Here is a 22,471-nt window from a genome sequence, read left to right on the forward strand (position 1 = left end):
CAGTCACACCTGTCTCGGAGGCTCGCCGGACTCGGTGCGTACGAAAGTGTGGTGTATCACCCACTTTTGGGTGAAGTGATTACGACGAACGGAAGCGCGGATCAGGGAAGACGGGCCTCTCCGCGTGCGACCAAACGGCGCACTAGGCCATCAGTGACCTCTTCGGACGTGAGCGCGAAACAGAGGTGGTCGCGCCACAGTCCGGCAACATCCAGATAACGCTTGAAGAGGCCTTCCTCGCGGAAGCCGGACTTCTGCAGCACCCGGATCGAGGGGCCGTTCTCGGGTCGCACGGTCGCTTCGAGCCGGTGCAGACCGGCCTCGCGGAAAGCGTGGTCGGTGAGCAACGCCACGGCCGCCGTCGCGACGCCGCCTCCCGCCCGATCAGCGGCTACCCAATAGCCGATCCACGCGGACAGCAGCGAGCCGCGCACGATGTTGCCGACGGTGATCTGACCGGCGACCTCGCCGTCCACGAGGATCATGAACGGCAGCGTGGTGCCGCGCCGGGCCATGCCCCGCAGCGACGACCACTGGGCGGGCCAGGAGAGCGCCGCGTTGCGCTCGTCCCAGCCCTCCTGCGCCGTGGGTTCCCAGTTTTCGAGGTAGGAGCGGTCGCGGATGCGCAGCCTCGACCACTTCGAGCCGTCGAAGAACCTGGGCCCGCGCAGTTCGACGGTGCCCGCGCGCACCTGGAGGGGCCCCAGCCGGGCAGGCCAGCCGGGGTGTCTGCCCAGATCGGCGAAAGCGTTCATCCACGCTGCGCTAGGAAGCTGACCAGCACCTCTTCACCGACGGAGATCTCGGTGACGTCCTCGTCGACCATGATCAGGCAGTTGGCCTCCGCCAGTGAGGCGAGCAGGTGCGACCCGGACGTGCCGAGCGGCTGCACCAGGTACTCGCCGTTGTCCGCGTCGCGCAGCAGCTGGCCGCGCAGGAAGCCCCGGCGGCCCTTCGCCGACTGCAACGGCGAGAGCAGGCGCGCGGACACGGCGCGGCGGTACGGGTTCTTCTTGCCGAGCGCGGCCCTGATCAGGGGCCTGACCAGCACCTCGAACACCACGAGCGCGCTCATGGGGTTCGCCGGCAGCAGGAACGTCGGCACGGCGTCGGGCCCGAGCCTGCCGAATCCTTGCGCGGAGCCGGGGTGCATGGCGACGCGGTTGACGTCCATGTCGCCGAGGTCGGCCAGCGCCGCCTTGACCTCGTCGCCGACGGTGCCGCCGACGCCGCCGGCGATCACGACGATCTCCGAGAGCAGCAACCTGCCCTCGACCACCTCGCGCAGCCGGCGCGGGTCGGCCGACATGATGCCGACCCGGCTGACCTCGGCGCCCGCGTCGCGGGCGGCGGCGGCCAGCGCGTACGAGTTCACGTCGTAGACCTGGCCCTGACCGGGCGTGCGGTCGACGTCGACGAGTTCCTCGCCGAGCGAGATGACGGACACGCGCGGACGTGGGTGCACGAGCACCTTGTTGCGTCCGACGGCGGCCAGCAGGCCCACCTGAGCGGCACCGATGGACGCGCCACGGCGCACCGCGACGTCACCGGTCTGCACGTCCTCGCCGGTGCGGCGGACGAACCCGGCGGACGGCACGCTGCGGTTGACGGTCACCTTGGCCTGGTGACCGTCGGTGTAGCCGAGCGGCACGACGGCGTCCGCGAGCGTCGGCAGCGGCGCGCCCGTGGCGATCCGCACCGCCTGACCGGGCTGCAGCCGCCGCGGCTGCCGCGACCCGGCCGGGATCTCGCCCACGACCGGCAGCTGCACCGGGCTCGCGTTCGCGCCGGACACGTCGACGCTGCGCACCGCGTAGCCGTCCACGGCGGCCTGGTCGAAGCCGGGCAACGCGCGTTCCGCGACGACCTCCTCAGCGCAGAGCAGGCCCTGCGACTCCGAGATCGCGACTCGCACGGGTGCGGGCCGCACCGCGGCCGCGATCACCCGAGCGAGCTGCTCGTCCACTGACCTCATGTGATTGGTCCTCGCGCTCAGGAGTTGTCGAGGCGTTCCCGCAACCACTCGCGCAGATCGGGTCCGTACTCCGGGGTGTTGAGTGCGAAGTCAACCGCAGCCCGCAGGAATCCGGCGGGATTGCCGAGGTCGTGTCGCCCGCCGCGGTGGACGACGACGTGCACCGGGTGCCCCTCGTTGATCAGCAGCGCGATGGCGTCGGTGAGCTGCAGCTCGCCGCCCGCACCAGGCGTGATGCGCTTGAGGGCGTCGAAGATCGCCCGGTCGAGGAGGTACCGGCCGGCCGCGGCGAACGTCGAGGGCGCGTCCTCGGGCTTCGGCTTCTCGACCATGCCGACGACCTGCTTGACGTCGTCGCTGCCGGTGTCGCGGACGTCGAACACGCCGTACGCGGAGATCTGCTCGCGCGGGATGTCGAACGCCAGCAGGACGCTGCCGCCCTTCTCCTCGCGGACCTTCGCCATCTTCTGCAGGGCGTCGCCCGGCAGGATGATGTCGTCCGGCAGCAGCACCGCGACGGCCTCGTCCTCGCCGGTCAGGTTGCCCTCGGCGCACCCGACGGCGTGGCCGAGCCCGAGCGCCTTCTCCTGGATCGCCGTCTCGGCCTTGATGAGCTTCGGGGCGCGCTGGATCTTCTCGACCAGGTCGGTCTTGCCCTTGGCGGTCAGCGACTCCTCGAGTTCGGGGTTCTCGTCGAAGTAGTTCGCGACCGACCCCTTGGTCGGCGACGTCACGATGACCAGCTTCTTCGCTCCCGCCTCGGCCGCCTCGCGCGCCACGTACTCGATGGCGGGGGTGTCGACCAGGGGCAGCAGTTCCTTCGGCACGGCTTTGGTCGTGGGGAGGAAACGGGTGCCCAGACCGGCCGCGGGCACGATAGCGGTGTGGAAGGCGCTGCTCATGGGCTGCGATGCTAACGACATACCGAGGGGTACCCGACATGACGTCCGATCTTCGTGACCGGAAGGCCACGTTGCGTTCACAGTTGCTGGCCGCTCGGCGTTCCCTTCCTCCCGAGGTTCGCGCATCTGACTCTCGCGCCCTGGCCGCACACGTGGCTTCGCTGGACGTTTCCGCTGATCAGACCGTGTGCGCCTTCATCCCGGTCGGATCGGAGCCCGGTGAGGCGTCCTGGCTGGAGGGGTTGCGGTGCCGCGTCCTGCTACCGATCGTGACCGGGCCTTCCGCGCTGGACTGGGCGGTGTACTCGGGCCCCTCCTCGCTCGCGCCCGCCGGGTTCAAGTTGCTCGAGCCGACCGGTGAGCGGCTCGGCGCCTCGGCGATCGCTGGAGCCTCGCTGGTGCTCGTGCCCGCGCTGGCCGTGTCGGTGACCGGGGTGCGGCTGGGGAAGGGGCAAGGTCATTACGACCGGTCGTTGCCGCTGGTCACCGCGCCGCTGGTGGGTGTCGTCCGGGATTGCGAGGTGCTTTCCGAGGTCCCCGGCGAGCCCCACGACGTGCGGATGAACGGCGTGCTGACCCCCTCGGTGGGCCTGCGATGGCTGTGACGTTGACCTGGGGTGTTTGCGCTCCGGGAAGGTCCTGAGCGAAAATCGTGTTGGCACTCACAACGGTCGAGTGCCAGAGCTAGGAGCAAACCCAGTGCCTACGTACCAGTACGCCTGCACCGCGTGTGAGCACCGGTTCGAGGCTGTGCAGTCGTTCAGCGACGCCTCCCTCACCGAGTGCCCGGAGTGCTCGGGCAAGCTGCGCAAGCTCTTCGGCGCCGTCGGCGTCGTGTTCAAGGGCAGCGGTTTCTACCGCACGGACAGCCGCTCGGGCTCGTCGAAGAGCACGTCCTCGTCGACGACCTCCTCTTCGGACTCGAAGTCCTCGTCGTCGTCCTCTTCGACCTCGTCCTCGTCGTCGGAGAAGAAGTCCACGTCGTCCTCTTCGTCTTCGTCGAGCGCTCCGGCGGCCGCCGCGTCCTGAAGATCGCAAGTTGTCCACAACTCACGAGTTGTCCACAACTTGGACTTCAGCCCGGTCTGACATGCCTCCGACCCCCCTACGGTCGGAGGCATGACCTTTTCCGCCACCCTCCCCGACCGCCTCCGCGCCCTCCTCCGCCGCCCGCTTTCCGTTGCGTGGCGCCGTTTCCTGGCGCTGGGTCTGGCTTCGCTAGCTCTGGTCACGTTCTTCTGGCCCGACGTGGGCCATCCCGCGGTGGTCGCCACCCGCGACCTGCCGGCAGGTGTACCCCTGGCCGCGGCAGACCTGCGTCTGGTCTCCCTGGCCTCACCCGTAGAGGGGACTTTCGCGGATTCCACCGATCTGGTGGGCAGACCGCTCGCGTCCCCGACCAGAGCAGGCATCCCGCTGACCGACGTCGACCTGGCCACCACCCCGCCGAACCAGGCCGCGGCCGCCGTACAGCTGGCTGACCAGGCCCTGGCCGCTGTGATCCGCCCGGGTGCACGAGTGGACGTGATCTCACCGTCCGGCGAGGTGCTGGCCGAAAACGCCACGGTCCGCGAAACCCAGGGCCGAGTGGTGGTCCTGACGTTGCCCAGACTCAATGCGACTCGTGTGGCCGCGATGTCACTGGACCAAGCGTTAGCCGTTACTCTCCGCTGATGCTGAAGGGATTCAAAGACTTTCTGATGCGCGGAAACGTCGTCGACCTGGCCGTGGCCGTGGTCATCGGCGCCGCGTTCGGCGCGATCGTCACCGCGTTCACCACGAACATCATCAACCCCTTGGTGGCGCTGTTCGGCGGCAACAACGTCGAAGGTCTCGCGTTCAAGCTCATCGAGGCGAACGAGAAGACGAAGATCGACCTCGGCGCGTTGATCACGGCGATCATCAACTTCGCGATCGTCGCGGCCGTCGTCTACTTCATCTTCGTGCTGCCGATGAACAAGATCAAGGAGCGCCGCGAGAAGGGCGTGGAGCCGGGCCCGTCCGAGCCCACCGATGTCGAACTGCTCAAGGAGATCCGCGACCTCCTGCAGGCCCAGGCGGCGGCAACCCAGTCGGCGCCCCAGCACCCCGAGCGCCGCGGCCCCGCGGTCTGACCACCCTCGTCCCCGCCGAGACGAAGCGCGCCGCCTCCGGGCCCGCGCGCTTTGTCGAGGCAACGCCGGCGAGATGCGGCGACCGCACCGCGGTACGACCGACGCGGGTCGACCGGCAACACCACGCGCAACGGAATGCGGGGCCGAACCGCGCGACCGGCGCAGGCCGACCAAGTGGCGCCACACGCGACCGGATGCGGCGGCCGAGCCACGGCACACCTGACGCGCACCGCCCAGACAACGCCAGCGGGATGCGGGGGACGAGCTGCCGTGCGGCTGGCGCGCACCAACCAGGCACCGCCACACGCAACGAGATGGGGCGGCCGCCCCAGAGCGCGTTGTACGGCTCGCGACTCAAAGTTTCAGACAGCGCGGCGGAGGCGACACCAACCGCGATCGGCACCCCAGCCCGGCCACGCACACAACACCAGGCACTCAGTGCCGAAAACCAGGCGTTCAGCGGCAACCGCGGTCATCGACGCGAGATCTGGCCGCGGTCTCGGCCGGCGCACGGCGCCGACTCACCCGCCGTGGTGCGGCGGCCGGTTCTCGCGGTACCAGGATTCGCGGTCATCGGACCCACGCTCACCGCGCTCGTCCGATGTGGTCTCCGGCAGCACGTCACCGAACACCTCTGCCAACCGGCGACGGCGCTGCACGGCAGCGTCGTCGCCGGACGGCTTCGGCTCGTCACTCCTCGTCAAGACCGCTCAGCTGCTCGATCACGTAGGGCACCAGGGCCGACAACGTCGCCATGCCGTCGCGGACCGCGGAACGCGAGCCCGCGAGGTTCACGACGAGCGTGCTGCCGGAGACACCGGCGAGGCCGCGCGAGATGCCCGCGTCGACCGCGCCGGCGGCCAGGCCGGAGGCGCGGAGTGCCTCGGCGATGCCGTGGATCGGGCGGTCGAGGACACCCTGCGTGGCGTCGGGGGTGACGTCGCGCGGGGACACACCTGTGCCGCCCACGGTGACCACGAGGTCGACGCCACCGATGACTGCCGTGTTGAGGGCTGCCCTGATGTCGACCACCTCACCCTCGACCGCAACGGTGCCGTCGACGATGAAGCCCACTTCCTCCAGAAGCTCGGTGACGAGAGGCCCGGAGTTGTCATCCTGCTCACCGTGCGCCACCCGGTCGTCCACGATCACGACCAAAGCGCGGCCAAGGCGCTGCGCGCTGCGTTCCATACCGATCACCGTAGCGGGAGTCTGACTTCGAAGCGGCAGCCAGGACCGTGGTTCTCGACGCCGATCCGGCCGTGGTGGGCTTCGACGAGGCCACGCGCGATGGAAAGGCCCAGCCCGGCGCCGGACGGGTTGCGCGCCGACGAGCCGCGGAAGCCCACGTCGAAGACCTGTGGCAGCACGTCTTCGGAGATGCCGCCGCACGCGTCGTCCACGCGCACCACGGCATCGGGTCCGTCCACATCGACCTGGACGGCCACCGAGCCACCCTCCGGTGTGTGGCGGATGGCGTTGGACACAAGGTTGCGCACGACACGCATCAGTTCCGGATCGGAACCGCGCACGACCGGCCATTCACGAGCGTCCGCCCGCAACTCCACGCCCTCGCGCGCCGCCACCGGACGGGACGCCGCCACGACGTCGGAGACCACGTCGGCCAGGCTCACGTCGTGCATCGAGAGGTTCAGGGCGCCGGCGGTGATGCGGGAGAGCTGGAAGAGGTCGTCCACGAGCTTCGCGAGGTGATCGGCTTCCAGCGCGATCTGCTTCGCGTAGACGGCGACCTCGCCCGGTTCCGAGACGACGCCGTCCTCCAGCGCCTCGGTCATCGCGCGGATCCCCGCCAGCGGCGTGCGCAGGTCGTGCGAGATCCACGCGACGAGCTGCCGCCGGGCCGCCTCCGCCTCGCGCTCCCACATCGTCCGCCGCGCGATGGCACGGCCCAGCATGATCGAGAACGGCACCGCGACGACGGCGACGACCGTGCACACCATCAGGGCCGCGCCGAGCATCGGCGTGAACATGAACCCGCTGACCACGACCACTCCGGCGATGGTGGCCACCACCGGCACGATGACCATCACGGTCATCACGGTGGTCAGCGAGACGCGGCTCAGTCGGTCGAACACGGGTCGTACCTGTAGCCGACGCCCCACACGGTGCTCAGCCGCCGGGGCTTCGCGGGGTCCTCCTCGATCTTCTCCCGCAACCGTCGCACGTGAACGGTGACGGTCGACTGGTCGCCGAACTGCCAGCCCCACACCCGTTCCAGCAGCTCGGACCGGCCGAAGGCCTTGCCGGCGTTGCCGATGAAGAACGCCAGGAGATCGAACTCGCGGGTCGTCAGCTGCAACGGCCGCCCGTCCAGCGTCGCGGTGTGCGCGGCCACGTCCAGCACGAGGTTCCCGTCCCGCACCACCCTGGGCTCGAACGCGCGGTGCGCCCGCCGCAGCACGGACGAGACGCGCAACGCCAGCTCACGCGGGCTGAAGGGCTTCGTGACGTAGTCGTCCGCGCCGATCTGCAGCCCGGCGATCCGGTCTTCCTCCTCGCCCAGGGCCGTCAGCATCACCACGGGCGTGCTGCCGCGCTCCCGGATCCTCCTGCACACCTCGAGGCCGTCCATGCCGGGGAGCATCAGGTCCAGCACCACGATGTCCGGCTCCTTCGCGGCCAGCAGCCGCAACGCCTGCTCCCCGTCACCGGCGAGCTCGACCGCGTAGCCGGCGTGCTCGAGGTAGCGGCGCACCACGTCGCGCACCGTCGTGTCGTCGTCGACGACCAGAACCTGTTCCACGTCGCCACGATAAGCCTCGCGCGACGGGCGGCTCAGATCCGTAATCAACTGGCAACAGTTAAAACATCAATTTGTTCCCAATGCATCTTCGAGCCCTGGCGCACAGGGCTACGGTCGAAGCCGTTCTCGCTTGGAGGATGACTTCCACAGAAGGACGCATCTCCTCGGCGAGAATTGAAACGAACTGAAGTAAAAAAGTGTCCTGGGGGATTCATAGTGAAGACGAAACTAGCCGTGGCGTGCGCTTTTGTCGCGTTCGCCTTCATGGGCGCGAGCCCGGCGGGCGCCGAACCGGCCCCTGCCACCCCGTCCGGTGCGGCGATTCAGCAATCCGGTGAAATGTCGGCGCAGGCGTGTTTCCCGCGTCGTGCCACCTCCGGCAACAAATGGCAGACCTCGTACTGCGACGACGGCCAGCTCAGCGGAAAGATGATCACCACCCCGACCGGTCAGTGCGTGGTGGGGCGCTGGGAGTGGTGGCGCGAACGGTCTTTCCCCAACCGCATCGTCCTCGGCGACCAGTACCTCTGCGTCGACAGCTGGAACAAGATGGCCGACAAGGTGTACGCGGATGACAGCCTCAAGATCTGCGCCCGCGTGATGCTCAGGCAGGGCGACGGCTCCTACGTCGAGTGGGGCAGCGCGGCCTGCGCGTGACCGGCCGCGAGGACGTGAGAAGAGGCCCGGGCCTGTGTGCGGGGCAGGTGCGCACAGGTCCGGGCCTCAGCTGGGGTCGCAACGCCTCGGCTCGGACGGGCGGCGGTTGTCCGAGACGAGGCGTTCCCCCGACCTATCCCACCTCGACACCGTCGAGGGTGGCTTCCACGGTCTTGTTGTCGGACAGCGTGATCGTGACCTTGTCGCCGGGTGCCTTGGACCGGACGGCGGCCACCAGCGTGTCCGACTCGTCGATGCGGCGGTCACCGAACTTGGTGATCACGTCACCGGCCTTCAGACCGGCCTTCTCGGCCGCGCCACCGGAGGTGATCTCCGAGATGCGCGCGCCCTGCTCGGTGTTCTCGACCTTCACGCCGAGCACGGTCTGCTTCGGCTTGCCGGTCTTCACGATCTCGTCGATCGTGCGGCGCGCCTGGTCCATCGGGATCGCGAAGCCGATGCCGACGGAACCGGCCTGGCCCTGTCCCTGGCTCGGGCTGTAGATCGCCGAGTTGATGCCGATGACCTGGCCCTTCATGTTCACCAGCGGCCCGCCCGAGTTGCCGGGGTTGATCGCGGCGTCGGTCTGGATGGCGTTGAGGACGGTGGCCTGCGAGTTGCGGTCGCCGCCGGCGGAGACCGGGCGGTCGAGCGAGCTGACGATGCCGGAGGTGACGGTGCCGGCCAGGTCGAACGGCGAACCGACCGCGACGACGTTCTGGCCGATCTTCATGTCACCGGAGTTGCCGAGGTCCACGACCGGGAGGCCGGAGACGCCGTCGGCCTGGATGACGGCGATGTCGGAGCTCGGGTCGCGGCCCAGGATCTTGCCGGAGACGGTCTTGCCGTCCTGGAAGACGACCTTGATGTCGCCGCCGGTCGCGGCACCCTCGATGACGTGGTTGTTCGTCACGATCTGGCCGTTGCTGGAGATGATGAAGCCGGAGCCCTCGCCGGCGCCGGAGCGCGTGGTGACGCGGATCTGCACGACGGACGGCAGCAGCTTGTTCGCCACCTCCTCGACCGAGCCCGCGGGAGCGTTGGACGTCTGCGAGGCGGGGCGCGGCGAGTCGAGCGAGCTCACCGACGACGACTCGTTCGCGAAGTTGTAGCCCAGGTAGCCGCCGATGCCGCCGGAGAGGCCTCCGACGAGCAGCACGAGGGCCGCCACACCGGCCACGACCTTGCCGCGGCCCTTGGGACGTGCGGGCGCGGGCGGCAGCTGGCCGGGCGGGAGGTAGTACTGCCCCGTCTGGGTGCCCTGCTGACCGGGCGCGGCGAACGGGTTGGGCTGCTCGAACGACCCGGAGTGCGGTCCCGCGTGCTGCTGCGCGAACGGACCGGAGTGCGGTCCCGGCTCCGCGCCGAACTGCGCGGTCGTGGCGCCGAGGCCGAGCGGGTGAGGTTGGCCGGACCCGGAGGGTGAGGAGTGCTGCCGGCCGGGTCCGGACCCGCCGAGCTGCGTCTGGCCCGCGTCAGGTGAGGGCACCTGCGGCTGAGCCGAAGTGAAGGAGGCGGGAACGTCGCCCAGCCCCGCCGGCGCGGCCGGAGCCGCCGCCTGCTGCGCTGCTGGTGCGGAAGGTGCCCCAGCCTGGCCGGATCCCCCCTGCAAAGGATCCGGCTGGCCGGGTTCCGGCTGCGACGGGCCCTGCTCCCGCGCACCGGAGTCTGTCTGACCGGCGCTCGTCGGCACGGAGTTGGCGTCTTCCGGCTGTGGCGCGGGCTTGTTGCTCTCGGTCATGGCCATAGTCTCGCGGCCCGTCCTGAGAGAACCCTTAAACCAGCCTGGGAGCTACTTGTGTGTTCCCCGGAGGCGCTCGGCGATCTGCTCCGGCGTCACGTCGTTGATCCAGACGGCCTCGCCCGACTCGGACCCGGCGAGGTACTTGAGCTTGTCCTTCGTCCTCAGCACCGAGAAGACCTGCAGGTGGAGCCACATCTCCTCGCGCCCGGCGTTCACCGGCGCCTGGTGCCACGCGGCGATGTAGGGCAACGGCCGGTCGTAGAGCGCGTCCAGGCGGTGCAGCACCTGCAGGTAGAGCGACGCGAAGTCGTCACGCTCCACAGAGGACAAAGCGGCGATGTCGGGCACCTGCCGGCGCGGTGCCAGCACGACCTCGACGGGCCAGCGGGCGGCGGCGGGCACGAACGCGACCCAGTGCTCGGACGTCTCCACCACGCGCGCGCCCGCGCGGAGCTCGGCCTCCAGCACGTCGCCGAACAACGGCCGACCGTGCTCGGCGTGGTAGTCGAGGGCCGCGGAGAGCATGCGCTCGGTCCGCGGCGTCACGAACGGGTAGGCGTAGATCTGGCCGTGCGGGTGCGACAGGGTCACACCGATCTCTTCGCCGCGGTTCTCGAACGGGAAGACCTGTTCGACCCCTGGCAACGTTGACAAGAAGGCAACGCGATCCGCCCACGCGTCCACCACGGTGCGCACGCGCTCCTGGGACAGCTCACCGAAGGACTTGTTGTGGTCGGAGGTGAAGCACACGACCTCGCAACGACCACGCCCCGGCGCGCGCGGGAACACCGACTCGCCGTCCACAGTGGACGGCACGTCGGGCACGTTCTGCGCCAGCGACGGGAAGCGGTTCTCGAACACCACGACGTCGTAGTCGGCCTCGGGGATCTCCGTGGGACGACCGGGCGTCGACGGGCACAACGGGCAGAGGTCCGCCGGTGGCTTGTAGGTGCGCGTCTGGCGGTGGGCCGCCATGACGACCCACTCGCGGGTCAACGGGTCCAGCCGTGCTTCGGACATCGGCTGGGTCTCGGGAAGGTCCCGGGTGTCCACCGCGACTCTCGGTGGCGCCTCAGCGCTGTCGTCGAAGTAGATGATCTCCCGGCCGTCCGCCAGTTTGCCCGCGGTACGCCTCACGCCAACTCCTCGCCACTTCCCGGTACATGAGCCAACACCAACTCGCCGACCTGCTCGGAGAGGATCGCCCGTGCGTCGTCCGGCAAACCCTCGTCCGTCACCAGGACGTGCGCCTCGTCGAGGTCGGCGATCGTGGAAATGCCCACGGTGCCCCACTTCTCGTGGTCCGCCACCACGACGACGCGCCCGGCGGCGTCGACGAGCGCGCGGTCCGTCTCGCTCTCGTTGAGGTTCGGGGTGGTGAAGCCGGAGCGCTCGGCCATGCCGTGCACGCCCAGGAACACCACGTCGAGGTGCAGCGACCGCAACGCCTGCACGGCCACGGGGCCCACCAGCGCGTCGGACGGCGTGCGCACGCCACCGGTCAGCACGACCGTGCGGTCCGTGCGCCCGCTCTGCTGCAACACGTCGGCGACGCGGATGGAGTTCGTGACGACCGTGAGGTCCGGGATGTCGTCGAGGAACCGGGCGAGCGTCCACGTCGTGGTGCCCGCGGACAGACCGATGGCGGTGCCGGGACGCACGAGGCCCGCGGCGGCGGCCGCGATCGCCTCCTTCTCCGGCAGCTGGCGGACCGACTTGGCCTCGAACCCGGGCTCGTCGGTGGAGCGGCCGACGACGGACGTGGCGCCGCCGTAGACCTTCTCCACCAGGCCGCGCGCGGCGAGCACGTCGAGGTCGCGGCGCACGGTCATGTCCGAGACGCCGAGCCGCACGACGAGGTCGCTGACGCGCACCGCCCCGGTGCGGCGGACCTCTTCGATGATCACGGCTTGCCGTTGACGTGCCAGCACCTCACACCTCTTCCCTGAGGACTACGACGTCCCCGGCTCGCACGGTGAGGCGTCCGGAGACCTGCGTGCCGGACAACACGTCGACGCCGGTCGCTTCGATCTCCGCGTCGGCGTCCGTGTGGTTCACGGCGAAGAGAAACGATACGTCTCCCCTGCGCCGCACGAGCTCGATCGGCGAACGCGACACCGCAACGCCCGCACCGGAAAGCGCGTTTTCCACCGTTCGGCCGAGACCTGCCCCGTCGAGATCGCAGGCCACGTACCAGGCGGTGCCGTTGCCGAACGCGTTGCGTGTCACCGCCGCCACACCGGGCAACGGCCCGTCCGCATAGGAGACAACGACGTCGGCGGTGCGGGTGTGCAGGTGCTCCGTCCACAACGAGGCGGTCGAGCCGTCGCTCAACGAGACCGTCTCGCCCTCCTTCAGCGGGTGGAACTCCTCCGACCACACGCCGAGGACGTCCCGGAACGCGCCGGGGTACCCGCCGAGTCGTACCCGCGTGTACTGGTCGGTGACGCCGGACAGGTACGTGACGACGACGTGCCCGCCGCCCGCCACGTAGTCCGCGACGACGGCCGCGTGCGCGTCGGACACCGCATAGAACGCGGGCACGACCACGAGGGCGTACTTCGAGAGGTTCGTGCCGGGTGCCACGAAGTCGACGGTGACGCCGAGGTCCCACAGCGCCTTGTAGTACCCGAGGACGTGCTGCCAGTAGTCGAAGTCCTGCGTCGGGTGGGCGTCTTGGCGCAGCGCCCAGCCGGACTGGAAGTCGAACAGGACCGCGACCTGAGCGTCCACAGTGGAACCGACGACGTCGGCGAGCTTCGCGTACTCGGCGCCGACCTCGCAGACCTCCCGGTACACCTTGGTGTCCGTGCCGGCGTGCGGCACCATCGCCGAGTGGTAGCGCTCGCTGCCGCCGCGCGACTGCCGCCACTGGAAGAACAACGTGCCGTCCGCGCCGCGCGCGACGTTCTGGAACGAGTGCCTGCGCTGCTCGCCCGCCGTCTTGGCGATGTTGCGCCGCTGCCAGTTCACCGCCGAGGTCGAGTTCTCCATGAGCAGCCACGGCTTGCCGCCCGCGAGGCCGCGCACGAGGTCGGCGGACATGGCGAGTTCGACGTGCCGGTCCGGTGACTGGGCCTGCGTGTAGTGGTCGTTGGAGACGAAGTCGACCTCGCGCGCCCACTTCCAGTAGTCGAGGTCGCCGAACGTCCAGTTGACCATGAAGTTCGTGGTGATCGGCACGTCCGGTGTGATCAGCCGCAGCGCGTCCCGCTCGGCCTTGTACAGCTCCAGGATCGCGTCGTCGGAGAACCTGTCGTAGTCCAGCACGTGCGCCGGGTTGGAGAACGTCGGCGTCACGCGCGGCGGCAGGACCTGCGCGAAGTCGGTGTAGCCCTGGCTCCAGAACGCCGTGGACCACGCGTCGTTGAGCTGGTCGAGCGTGTACCGGGCCGCCAGCCACTCGCGGAACGAGGCCGCGCACGTGTCGCAGTAGCAGCGCTTCACGTGGCACGCGTACTCGTTGCCGACGTGCCACGCGGCCAGCGCGGGGTGGTCCCGGTAGTGCGCGGCCATCTCGGCGGCGAGCGCCGTCGCCCGGTCGCGGTAGATCGGCGACGTCGGGCAGTACGCCTGCCGTGAACCGTGCGAGAGCCGCACGCCGTCCGCGCGGACGGGCAGCATCTCGGGGTACTCGGTCGTGAGCCACGGCGGGGGCGCGGCGGTGGCGGTCGCGAGGTCGACCCGGATGCCGCCCTCGTGCAGCAGGTCCATCACGCGGTCGAGCCAGTCGAACCGGTACTCGCCCTTGCTCACCTCGATCTTGGCCCAGCTGAAGATGCCCAGGCTGACCATGGTGACGCCGGCCCGCCGCATGAGCTCGACGTCCTCGGCCCAGACGTGTTCGGGCCACTGCTCGGGGTTGTAGTCGGCCCCCCAGCCGAGCCCGGGCAGGTCCGTTGGCCATGTCGTCACGGCCGCAAGCGTGGCCGACAACAACCCCCAACGTCAACACAAGCAAACATAACTCTGCGTTGAGGTCTGTTCATAAAGTTCCCGGTACGAGTACCGGGAACCGCCCAGAACGGTGCTACGCACTGGTTTAACAGCTCCGTAACGACACTTGACAGGATGTGTGCCTGGGACCACATTGTGCGCAACTTTGTTTGAGTCCTGTTCGGTTCGCACGAGCGAGTGTCACCCGTAGGAGCGATGATGGTTCTGCACACGCCTGGTTCCACTCCGTTACCGCACTTCGGTCGGCGCACCATGCTGCGAGTCATGCTGGCCGGTGCCGGCGTCGCCGCTACCAGCGGTCTTCTGTCGGCGTGCGGCGGCGGCGCGAGCTCGGGCGGTGACTCGAAGGTCGTCACCTTCGGCAACAACCTGTCCGACCAGGTGCCGAAGGACGCGATCACGGCCGCGGTGAAGGCTTTCGAGGCCCAGTCGGGCGGCCTGTCCGTCACGATCAACACGAAGCAGCACGAGCAGTACCAGGAGCAGATCAACAACTACCTGCAGGGCAAGCCGGACGACGTGCTCGCGTGGTTCGCCGGCTACCGCATGCGCTTCTTCGCGGACAAGGGCCTCACGAGCGACCTCAGCGACCTGTGGGGCAAGGTCGGCGGCAACTACTCCGACGCCCTCAAGCAGGCCTCCACCGGCACCGACGGCAAGCAGTACTTCGTGCCGTTCACGCAGTACGCGTGGGGCATGTTCTACCGCAAGAGCCTCTGGCAGGAACGCGGTTACGCGGTGCCGAAGACGCTCGACGAACTCGTGGCGCTCTCGACGAAGATGAAGGCCGACGGCCTCATCCCGATCGCCTTCGCGCAGAAGCAGGGCTGGCCCGCCATGGGCACGTTCGACCAGCTCAACTTCCGCGTCAACGGCTACCAGTTCCACGTCGACCTGCTGGCCGGCAAGGAGGACTGGCAGGACAAGCGGGTCAAGGACGTGTTCGACACCTGGAAGCGGCTGCTGCCGTTCCACCAGGAGAACGCGCTGGGCCGCGAGTGGCAGGAAGCCGCGCAGACGTTGCAGCAGAAGAAGTCCGGCATGTACCTGCTCGGCGCGTTCGTCGGCCAGCAGTTCCCGGACGCCGACAAGGACGACCTCGACTTCTTCCCGTTCCCGGAGATCAACCCGGAGCACGGCACCGACACCGTCGAGGCACCGATCGACGGCTACATGATGGCGAAGAAGCCGTCCAATTCGGACGGTGGCCTGAAGCTGCTGGAGTACCTGTCCTCGGCCGAGCCGCAGCTCGCCTACCTGAAGGCCGACCCGACCGCGGTCGCGACCAACCAGAAGGCGGACCAGGCGAGCTACAGCCCGCTGCAGAAGAAGGTGGCGGACACCATCAAGAACGCCAAGCACATCACGCAGTTCCTGGACCGCGACACCGACCCCGGCTTCGCGAGCGAGGCGGCCACCAACGGCCTGATCGCGTTCATCAAGGACCCGAACAGCGTCGACTCCGTGCTCAAGGGCATGGCTGACCAGGCGAAGAACATCTTCAAGTGACCGCGGTGCAGGAGAAGCCGAAGGCGGTGGCCCCCTCCGGGCCGCCGCCTCGTCGGCGTGGAAAGCGTGCCACGGCCCTCGCCGGCACGGACAAACTGGTGCTGGCGCTCATGCTCGGCATCCCCACGATCGTGCACCTGCTGTTCGTGTGGATCCCGACGCTGGGCTCGGTCGCGTTGTCGTTCAGCGAGTGGAACGGCATCGGCGGCTTCGAGGACATCGAGTGGATCGGTGTCGGCAACTACGTGGAGATCTTCACCGAGTACCCGCGCTTCTGGCCCGCGGTGCAGCACAACCTGATCTGGCTGGTCTTCCTGCTGGTCGTCCCGACCTCGGCGGGCCTGCTGCTGGCCGTGCTGCTGGACCGCGAACTCCGGTTCAGCCGCATCTACCAGAGCGCGCTGTACCTGCCGATGGTGCTGTCGCTGGCCCTGGTCGGCTTCATCTGGCAGCTGATCTACACCCCGGACGGCGGCCTGCTGAACTCGTTGCTGGGCCTGAGCGCCAACCCGGTCGACTGGATCGGCGACTCGGACATCAACCTGTACGCGGTCCTGGTGGCCGCCGCGTGGCGGCACACCGGCTACATCATGCTGCTGTACTTGGCGGGCCTGAAGTCCGTCGACCCGGCCCTGAAGGAAGCAGCGGCCCTGGACGGCGCCTCCTCGGCGCAGACGTTCTTCCGCGTCACGTTCCCGGTGATGAAGCCCGTCAACATCGTCGTCCTCGTCGTGACGGTCATCGAGGCGCTGCGCGCGTTCGACATCGTCTACGTCATCAACAAGGGCCGCAACGGCCTGGAACTGCTGTCCGTCCTGGTGACCGACAACATCATCGGCGAGGCCTCCCGCATCGGCCGCGGCTCCGCGGTCGCCGTGGTCCTGCTGACGATCTCGCTCGGCTTCATCATCACGTACCTGTACCAGGTGTTCAGCAAGGAGAACCGGACGTGACGGCCACCTTGGAACGCCCAGCACCAGCCCGCAAGCGCACGGTGACGCCTGCCCGGATCGCCCTGCACGTGTTCCTGGTCCTTACGTGCCTGATGACGCTGGCCCCCTTGCTGTGGGCCGTCTACGCGTCACTGCGCACCTACGAGGACACGTCGGTCAACGGCTACTTCTCGATCGCCAAGTCGCTGACGTTCGAGAACTTCGCCAAGGCGTGGGAGATCGGCGACCTGCCGCACTTCTACTGGAACACGCTGCTCATCACGATCCCCGCGCTCGTCGTCACCCTGCTGCTGAGCTCGATGGTGGCGTTCGGCGTCTCGCGGTTCAGCTTCAAGTTCAACATCGCGCTGCTGATGCTGTTCACCGCCGGAAACCTGCTGCCGCAACAGGTGATCGTGACGCCGCTCTGGCGCCTCTACCGGTTGATCGTGGTGCCGGAATGGGTCTCCGAGAGCGGCTCGCTGATCGACTCGCAGCTCGGCGTGATCCTGATCCACATCGCGTTCCAGATGGGCTTCTGCACGTTCGTGCTGTCGAACTACATGAAGACCATCCCGTACGAACTCACCGAGGCGGCCCGGGTGGACGGGGCGTCGGTGTTCCGGCAGTACTGGCAGCTGACGCTGCCGCTGTGCCGTCCGGTGCTGGCCGCCCTGGCGACCCTGGAGTTCACCTGGATCTACAACGACTTCCTCTGGGCGCTGGTGCTGATCCAGGACGGCGACAAGATGCCGGTCACCTCCGCACTCCAAAACCTCAAGGGCACGTTCTTCACCGACAACAACCTGATCGCAGCGGGCTCTCTCCTGGTCGCGCTGCCGACGCTGGTGGTGTTCTTCGTGCTGCAACGGCAGTTCGTGGGCGGCCTGACCCTCGGCTCCACCAAGGGCTGACCAGCAAGCCAGACCCACGCGAAGCCGAAGGCGAGCCCGAACGAGCACCGCACATCGAACCAGCGGTGTGGTGACGTGCCAGCACAAACCCAGCCACGCACGCTTGGGATCGGGGCTTGACTTCGGGTGCGAGGTGCTACCCCTCGCGGATCGGCCGGGCGCTTTTCAGCCCGGCCTTTCCGGTCGACCAGCGCCTCGCAAGGGCCCCGAAGTCAAGCCCCGATCTCTGTCGTCGCGAAGCGGCGATGAATTGACCCGGCTCGTCTCAAGTCTTTGCTCCCCAACGCAACCACCCGCCCAAGGTGACGTGACAACACGAAGGGCGCAGGACCGCCAGGTCCTGCGCCCTTCGTGTCTGCTTCTTGGCTACTTCCCGCCGGTCTGCGGGTTGTAGTCCGAGATCGTCCCCCACCGGCCGACCGGGATCACGATCACCCGAGCCTTGCCGACCACGTTCGAAATCGGGATCGCACCATCGGCCGGAGTCGGATCCCCGTGCTTGCGCGAGTCCGACGAGTTGTTCCGGTTGTCACCCATCACCCACAACTTGCCCGCGGGCACGGTGACCTTCTCGAACGCTTCCTGCTGCCGGGGACCACCACCGAAGTTCAGGTAGGGCTCGTCCAACGGCTTCCCGTCGACCATCACCCGGCCCTGGTCGTCACAGCACTCCACGGTCTGCCCACCCACCGCGATCACGCGCTTGATGAAGTCGGTCCCGGAAGGCTCCGACAGGTTCACCATCGACCCGAGGTCCTGCAGCGTCCCGACGACGAAGTTGGGCGGCTCCTGGCCCCCGGTCCAGTTCGGCGGACCGCGGAACACGATCACGTCACCGGGCCGTGGGTCGTTGAACAGGTACGTGATCTTCTCGACCAGCACCTTGTCGTTCACGCACCCGGTGCACCCGTGCAGCGTCGTCTCCATGGAGGCGGACGGGATGACGAAGACGCGCGCGACGAACGTCTGGATGACGACGGTCAGCAGCAGCGCCACGCTGAAGATGACCAGCAGTTCCTTCCAGAACGGCTGCTTCTTCTTCTTTTTGCGGAACCGGGGTTCCGGGGCTTCTTCCTCGTAGGCGGAGGAACGCGACGAACGGTCCTCGTACGACGAAGCGCGCGAAGCGGACGTCGAGAAGCGTGACGTGGGCTCGGCGGGGCCGTCTCCGGAGGGAGGGGTGGTCTCCCAGGTCGACGAATCGTCGTTCACGCGATGACTCACACGCCCCACCTTACGGACGTCCGGGTAGGCGCAACGTGAACAGGGCCCCGCCCTCGGGGGCTCTGCCCGCCGTGGCCGTGCCGCCGTGCCGTTGTGCCACCTGCTTGACGATGGCGAGTCCGAGTCCGGAACCCGGCAGGGTCCGCGCCTCGGACGAACGGTAGAACCGCTCGAAAACGTGAGGTAGATCGGCGTCCGCGATGCCGGGGCCCGCGTCCGCGACCTCCACGATGGCGCTGCCGTCACCCATCTGCCGAAGGGTCAGGCGCACCGCCGAGCCCGACGGGCTGAACTTCACCGCGTTGTCGAGGAGGTTCAGCACGGCGCGCTCCAGGGCACTGGAATCACCCAGAAGTGTCCACGGTTGCAGCTGCACGTCGAACGTCACGGTGTTCGAGGCGCGGCGGCGCGCGCGGTCCAGGGACCGTTCTACCACCTCGACGAGGTCGACCGGCTCGTGCACGACCTGCGGGGCGTCCTCACGGGCGAGTTCGACCAGGTCACCGATCAGCGTGGTCAGTTCGTCGATCTGGGCGCGCACGTCGGCCTGGATCTCCGATTTGTCCTCCTGCGACAACGTCGGGGAGCCGGGGCGTTCCGAGGCGAGCAGCAGTTCGAGGTTGGTGCGCATGGACGTCAACGGCGTGCGCAGCTCGTGGCCCGCGTCGGCGACCAGCCGGCGTTGCCGTTCCTGCGACTCGGCGACGGCGCCCAGCATCGCGTTGAAGCTGTGCGTCAACCGCGCCAGCTCGTCGTCGCCCGACACCGGGATCGGCGTCAGGTCGCCGGTGTTGGCGACGCGCTCGGTGGCTTCGGTGAGGCGCTGGACGGGTCTCAGGCTCGTCCTCGCCACGGCCGTGCCCGCGATGGCCGCGAGCAGCACGCCCGCGCCGCCGATCAGCAACAACACCACGCTGAGCTGCGCCAGCGTCGTCCGCTGCGGCACCATCGACTGGGCGATGATGATCGCCTGACCCGACTGGTACGGCACGGCGATGACGCGCGACTCGGTCTTGTGGTCGGTCCAGATGAACTCGAGACGGTCGCCGTCCGCGACGTCCCAGGCCTCCTGGACCGTCGGCGGCGGCTCGGACTCCTTCGGGTACGAGAGCTTGCCGGAGTCCGCCATCAGCACGCCCATCTTCACGTCGCCGGCCGCGAGGAACGCGGCCGGGTAGTTGATGAGCTCGTTCGGGTCGTTGACCTTCTTGCCGTTGGCGACCGTGGCGGCGCGCTGGCGCAGACCGTCGTCCAGCGCGTCGTACGTGCTCTTGCGCACCACGACGTACGCGCCGAGGGACACCAACGCGACGGCGCCGGCGACGCAGAACGCCGCGAGCCAGGTGACCCGGGCCCGCAGCGACGCCCTCTGCAGGCGCCCCTGCGGTTCGATCACGGAGGGGTCTCCCGCAGGACGTAGCCCACCCCGCGCACCGTGTGGATCAGCCTCGGCTCGCCCTCCAGCTCCGTCTTGCGGCGCAGGTAGCCCACGTAGACCTCGAGAGCGTTGCCCGAGGTCGGGAAGTCGTATCCCCACACGTCCTCCAGGATGCGGCTGCGGGTGAGCACCTGGCGCGGGTGCGCCAGCAGGAGCTCGAGCAGCGCGAACTCGGTGCGGGTGAGGCTGATCGGACGCTCGCCGCGGCGGACGTCGCGGGTGGACGGGTCCAGCTCCAGGTCGGCGAACTTCAGCGCGGCCGCGGACTGCTGGGCCGCGTCGTCGTCGTGCGCGGCCCTGCGCAGCAACGCGCGCAACCGGGCCAGCAACTCCTCCAGAGCGAACGGCTTGGGCAGGTAGTCGTCGGCGCCGGCGTCCAGACCGGACACCCGGTCGCTCACGGCGTCCCGCGCGGTCAGCACGAGGATGGGCAGGTCGTCACCGGTGCTGCGCAGCCTGCGGCACACCTCGAGGCCGTCGAGGCGGGGCATCATCACGTCGAGCACCATCGCGTCCGGCCTGGCGGCGGTCACCGACTCCAGGGCCTGCATGCCGTCTCCGGCAGTCTCGACCTGGTAGCCGTTGAACTGGAGCGAGCGGCGGAGTGACTCCCTGACCGCCCGATCGTCATCGACAACGAGGATGCGCATGAGGGCAGTCTTGCCGAGGCATCTGAGAAGTGCCTGAGAAGGGCCTCAACAGCGGGTGTGAGTTCGGCGTTAACCTTCCAAGCCACGCGCGACCGGTGCGTTCCACTTCCGCCAGAGCGCGATCAGCCTGATGGTGATGATTGTTGACGCACCGATCAGCGCGACCAGGCCTTTCGGGAATCCGGCCCATTCACCAGCAGCGACGATGACCGCACCGGACAGCGCGGCCACGGCGTAGATCTCTCTCCGCAGGACCAACGGGATCTCCCGAAGAAGAAGGTCACGCAGCGCGCCACCGCCGATTCCGGTCGTCATACCGATCAGGCACGCCGCGTAAGGAGTCGCGCCAAGTGTGAGGGCAGTTGACGTTCCGGACGTCACGAACAGACCGAGCCCCACGGCGTCGAGCAGCAGCACGGAGCGGCGGAGCTTGGCGACCTGCGGGTGGAACCAGAAGACGATCAGGCCCGTGCCGCCGGCGACCAGCAGGTACGGCCAGTTCCGCAGCGATGTCGGCGGGTGCACGCCGAGCAGCACGTCGCGGATGATGCCGCCGCCCAACGCCGTGGTGAGCGCCAGGATGATCACGCCGAACACGTCCAGGCGGGCCCGCACCGCGGCGACCGCTCCGGAGGCGGCGAAGACCGCGATACCGATCAGCTCCAGGACGATGAGCAGCACGAACGGAGAGAATAGTGCCTTACTTGGGCAGCGCTTCCCGGCGGTAACCGGCTTCCATCCGCCCGCCCGCGGCCATGAGGATCCCCTCCACGGCCGCGATGAACCGGTCGGCACCGGACCCGCGCACCAACTCCCGGTAGGAGTCCACGAGCTCGTCCTCCCCCGCGTCCCGCAACCGCCGCAGCAGCCACTTGCCGTGCCCGAGCCACCGGTTCCGCACGACCAGCGCCAGCTCGCCCGCGCGGGTCAGCAGCTGGGCAGCGACGAACAGCCGTTCGTCCTCGTCCCGCGCCCCGATGAGGTCCTCGAGCAGGTCGGTGGCGCCGTACCGGCGGTCCTCCAGTTCGGACGCGCTCGCGGGCGCCGGTCCGGCGTCGAGCAACGACCGCGCCTCTGCCCGCATGCGCTGCCCGGTGCCGTCGGAGTCGAGCATGAGGAACCCGTCGGCGCACATGTTCAGCAACGGCGGCCGGCGGCCCTCGGCGTCGCGGGCCACGAAGTCCCAGAACGACTCGATCGTGTGACAGAACAGCTCGACCGGCCAGCCCCGGTGCCGCAGCGTCTCGCGGAACGCGCCGGGCAGGTCGCGCACGATGACGATCATGTCGAGGTCGGAGTTGGCCGTGTAGGTGCCGGCCGCCACGCTGCCGCCGAGGAACGCCGCCGTCGCCAGCGGGTAGTACGTGTCGAGCAGGTCCCGCGCCACCTGCACCGGGTCCTTGTCCCAGTCCAGCGGGTGGCCGGTGACGTAGTAGTCCTCGTCGGGGTTCAGCGGGCCGAGCACGTGCTCGACGCACGGCCGGATCGCCGGCAGCACCTCGTTCAGGTCGACGAGCCAGGGGTTGTCCTCGGCGTCGAAGAACGGCCTGATCATCAGGAACTCGGTGCGCGAGATCTCCCGCACGCTGACGGGGGCGCCACTGAGGTGCCTGGCATAGCCCTTCAGGCGCCAACCCATGTTGTCGCCGTAGGCATGCCTGACCTCGTCCTGGTCCCCCGCCACAAGGCCA

The 22,471-nt window shown here is 68.7% G+C and carries 24 protein-coding genes; 8 read left to right on the top strand and 16 right to left on the bottom strand.

Features of this window, described 5'->3' with window-relative positions:
- Positions 1-101: 101 nt before the first annotated feature.
- From QSK25_RS27420 to QSK25_RS27430, 3 genes are read right to left on the bottom strand one after another with little or no spacing between them, the layout of a single operon-like run.
- Positions 102-755 (bottom strand): GNAT family N-acetyltransferase, encoded by a 654-nt coding sequence (locus QSK25_RS27420; protein ID WP_285642443.1) that lies wholly within the window; start codon positions 753-755, stop codon positions 102-104.
- Positions 752-1,975 (bottom strand): molybdotransferase-like divisome protein Glp, encoded by a 1,224-nt coding sequence (gene glp / locus QSK25_RS27425; RefSeq protein WP_285642444.1) that lies wholly within the window; start codon positions 1,973-1,975, stop codon positions 752-754. The genes QSK25_RS27420 and glp overlap by 4 nt, the downstream gene beginning before the upstream one ends.
- 17 nt (positions 1,976-1,992) lie before the next feature.
- Complete coding sequence (locus QSK25_RS27430; protein ID WP_285642446.1) at positions 1,993-2,877, bottom strand: UTP--glucose-1-phosphate uridylyltransferase; 885 nt, start codon at positions 2,875-2,877, stop codon at positions 1,993-1,995.
- 38 nt (positions 2,878-2,915) lie between these two features.
- Between QSK25_RS27430 and QSK25_RS27435 the strand changes: the two genes are divergently transcribed.
- From QSK25_RS27435 to mscL, 4 genes are all read left to right on the top strand, one after another.
- Entirely contained in the window at positions 2,916-3,482 is a 567-nt protein-coding gene (locus QSK25_RS27435; RefSeq protein WP_285642447.1) for a 5-formyltetrahydrofolate cyclo-ligase, read from the top strand.
- Between the two features lie 94 nt (positions 3,483-3,576).
- The gene (locus tag QSK25_RS27440; RefSeq protein ID WP_285642449.1) at positions 3,577-3,906 is read left to right on the top strand and encodes an FmdB family zinc ribbon protein; all 330 of its coding nucleotides are present in this window, start codon (positions 3,577-3,579) and stop codon (positions 3,904-3,906) included.
- A gap of 90 nt (positions 3,907-3,996) precedes the next feature.
- Positions 3,997-4,551, top strand: coding sequence for an SAF domain-containing protein (locus QSK25_RS27445; RefSeq protein ID WP_285642451.1), 555 nt, complete (start codon positions 3,997-3,999; stop codon positions 4,549-4,551).
- A complete protein-coding gene (gene mscL / locus QSK25_RS27450; RefSeq protein ID WP_285642452.1) occupies positions 4,551-4,991 on the top strand; it encodes a large-conductance mechanosensitive channel protein MscL in 441 nt (146 codons plus the stop codon). Before QSK25_RS27445 ends, mscL begins: the two co-directional genes overlap by 1 nt.
- 521 nt (positions 4,992-5,512) lie before the next feature.
- Here the strand turns inward: mscL and QSK25_RS27455 are convergent.
- Genes QSK25_RS27455 through QSK25_RS27470 form a run of 4 tightly spaced genes read right to left on the bottom strand, consistent with a single transcriptional unit; the run spans position 5,513 to position 7,755 of the window.
- Complete coding sequence (locus tag QSK25_RS27455; RefSeq protein WP_285642963.1) at positions 5,513-5,695, bottom strand: hypothetical protein; 183 nt, start codon at positions 5,693-5,695, stop codon at positions 5,513-5,515.
- On the bottom strand, positions 5,682-6,182 hold the full coding sequence (locus QSK25_RS27460) for a MogA/MoaB family molybdenum cofactor biosynthesis protein (protein WP_089909148.1): 501 nt from the start codon (positions 6,180-6,182) through the stop codon (positions 5,682-5,684). The genes QSK25_RS27455 and QSK25_RS27460 overlap by 14 nt, the downstream gene beginning before the upstream one ends.
- Positions 6,183-6,187: 5 nt before the next feature.
- On the bottom strand, positions 6,188-7,048 hold the full coding sequence (locus QSK25_RS27465; protein ID WP_285642936.1) for a sensor histidine kinase: 861 nt from the start codon (positions 7,046-7,048) through the stop codon (positions 6,188-6,190).
- Between the two features lie 23 nt (positions 7,049-7,071).
- On the bottom strand, positions 7,072-7,755 hold the full coding sequence (locus QSK25_RS27470; RefSeq protein WP_285642458.1) for a response regulator transcription factor: 684 nt from the start codon (positions 7,753-7,755) through the stop codon (positions 7,072-7,074).
- Between the two features lie 216 nt (positions 7,756-7,971).
- Here QSK25_RS27470 and QSK25_RS27475 point away from each other — a divergent pair, with 216 nt between their 5' ends.
- Complete coding sequence (locus tag QSK25_RS27475) at positions 7,972-8,412, top strand: hypothetical protein (protein WP_285642459.1); 441 nt, start codon at positions 7,972-7,974, stop codon at positions 8,410-8,412.
- Between the two features lie 133 nt (positions 8,413-8,545).
- Here the strand turns inward: QSK25_RS27475 and QSK25_RS27480 are convergent, their stop codons facing one another.
- From QSK25_RS27480 to QSK25_RS27495, 4 genes are read right to left on the bottom strand one after another with little or no spacing between them, the layout of a single operon-like run.
- Positions 8,546-10,153 carry a trypsin-like peptidase domain-containing protein gene (locus QSK25_RS27480; protein ID WP_285642460.1) on the bottom strand — a complete coding sequence of 536 codons (1,608 nt, stop codon included), beginning with the start codon at positions 10,151-10,153 and terminating at the stop codon, positions 8,546-8,548.
- Positions 10,154-10,204: 51 nt separating this feature from the next.
- Positions 10,205-11,293, bottom strand: coding sequence for a galactose-1-phosphate uridylyltransferase (gene galT / locus QSK25_RS27485; protein WP_285642461.1), 1,089 nt, complete (start codon positions 11,291-11,293; stop codon positions 10,205-10,207).
- The gene (locus QSK25_RS27490) at positions 11,290-12,087 is read right to left on the bottom strand and encodes a DeoR/GlpR family DNA-binding transcription regulator (protein ID WP_065914902.1); all 798 of its coding nucleotides are present in this window, start codon (positions 12,085-12,087) and stop codon (positions 11,290-11,292) included. The genes galT and QSK25_RS27490 overlap by 4 nt, the downstream gene beginning before the upstream one ends.
- 1 nt (position 12,088) lies before the next feature.
- Positions 12,089-14,071, bottom strand: a complete 1,983-nt coding sequence (locus QSK25_RS27495) for a beta-galactosidase (RefSeq protein WP_285642468.1) — start codon at positions 14,069-14,071, stop codon at positions 12,089-12,091.
- Positions 14,072-14,377: 306 nt separating this feature from the next.
- On the opposite strand from QSK25_RS27495, the gene QSK25_RS27500 reads away from it, so the two are divergent.
- From QSK25_RS27500 to QSK25_RS27510, 3 genes are read left to right on the top strand one after another with little or no spacing between them, the layout of a single operon-like run.
- Positions 14,378-15,622 carry an ABC transporter substrate-binding protein gene (locus QSK25_RS27500; RefSeq protein WP_285642470.1) on the top strand — a complete coding sequence of 415 codons (1,245 nt, stop codon included), beginning with the start codon at positions 14,378-14,380 and terminating at the stop codon, positions 15,620-15,622.
- Positions 15,619-16,575, top strand: coding sequence for a carbohydrate ABC transporter permease (locus QSK25_RS27505; RefSeq protein WP_285642471.1), 957 nt, complete (start codon positions 15,619-15,621; stop codon positions 16,573-16,575). The genes QSK25_RS27500 and QSK25_RS27505 overlap by 4 nt, the downstream gene beginning before the upstream one ends.
- A complete protein-coding gene (locus QSK25_RS27510) occupies positions 16,572-17,468 on the top strand; it encodes a carbohydrate ABC transporter permease (RefSeq protein ID WP_285642472.1) in 897 nt (298 codons plus the stop codon). The genes QSK25_RS27505 and QSK25_RS27510 overlap by 4 nt, the downstream gene beginning before the upstream one ends.
- 366 nt (positions 17,469-17,834) lie before the next feature.
- Here QSK25_RS27510 and lepB read toward each other — a convergent pair whose 3' ends face one another.
- The 5 genes from lepB to QSK25_RS27535 all read right to left on the bottom strand — a co-directional run bounded on the left by lepB (position 17,835) and on the right by QSK25_RS27535 (position 22,464).
- Positions 17,835-18,692: a signal peptidase I gene (lepB, locus tag QSK25_RS27515; RefSeq protein WP_285642475.1), complete on the bottom strand. Its 858-nt coding sequence runs from the start codon at positions 18,690-18,692 to the stop codon at positions 17,835-17,837.
- A 10-nt stretch (positions 18,693-18,702) separates the two neighbouring features.
- A complete protein-coding gene (locus tag QSK25_RS27520; RefSeq protein WP_285642476.1) occupies positions 18,703-20,088 on the bottom strand; it encodes a sensor histidine kinase in 1,386 nt (461 codons plus the stop codon).
- Entirely contained in the window at positions 20,085-20,780 is a 696-nt protein-coding gene (locus tag QSK25_RS27525) for a response regulator transcription factor (protein ID WP_285642478.1), read from the bottom strand. Before QSK25_RS27525 ends, QSK25_RS27520 begins: the two co-directional genes overlap by 4 nt.
- 69 nt (positions 20,781-20,849) lie before the next feature.
- Positions 20,850-21,461, bottom strand: coding sequence for a trimeric intracellular cation channel family protein (locus tag QSK25_RS27530; protein WP_285642492.1), 612 nt, complete (start codon positions 21,459-21,461; stop codon positions 20,850-20,852).
- A 19-nt stretch (positions 21,462-21,480) separates the two neighbouring features.
- Positions 21,481-22,464, bottom strand: a complete 984-nt coding sequence (locus QSK25_RS27535) for a nucleotidyltransferase domain-containing protein (RefSeq protein WP_285642493.1) — start codon at positions 22,462-22,464, stop codon at positions 21,481-21,483.
- Positions 22,465-22,471 lie beyond the last annotated feature (7 nt).

Origin of the sequence: Lentzea sp. NBRC 102530, assembly GCF_030269365.1 — a bacterium.
Taxonomy (GTDB): Bacteria; Actinomycetota; Actinomycetes; order Mycobacteriales; family Pseudonocardiaceae; genus Lentzea.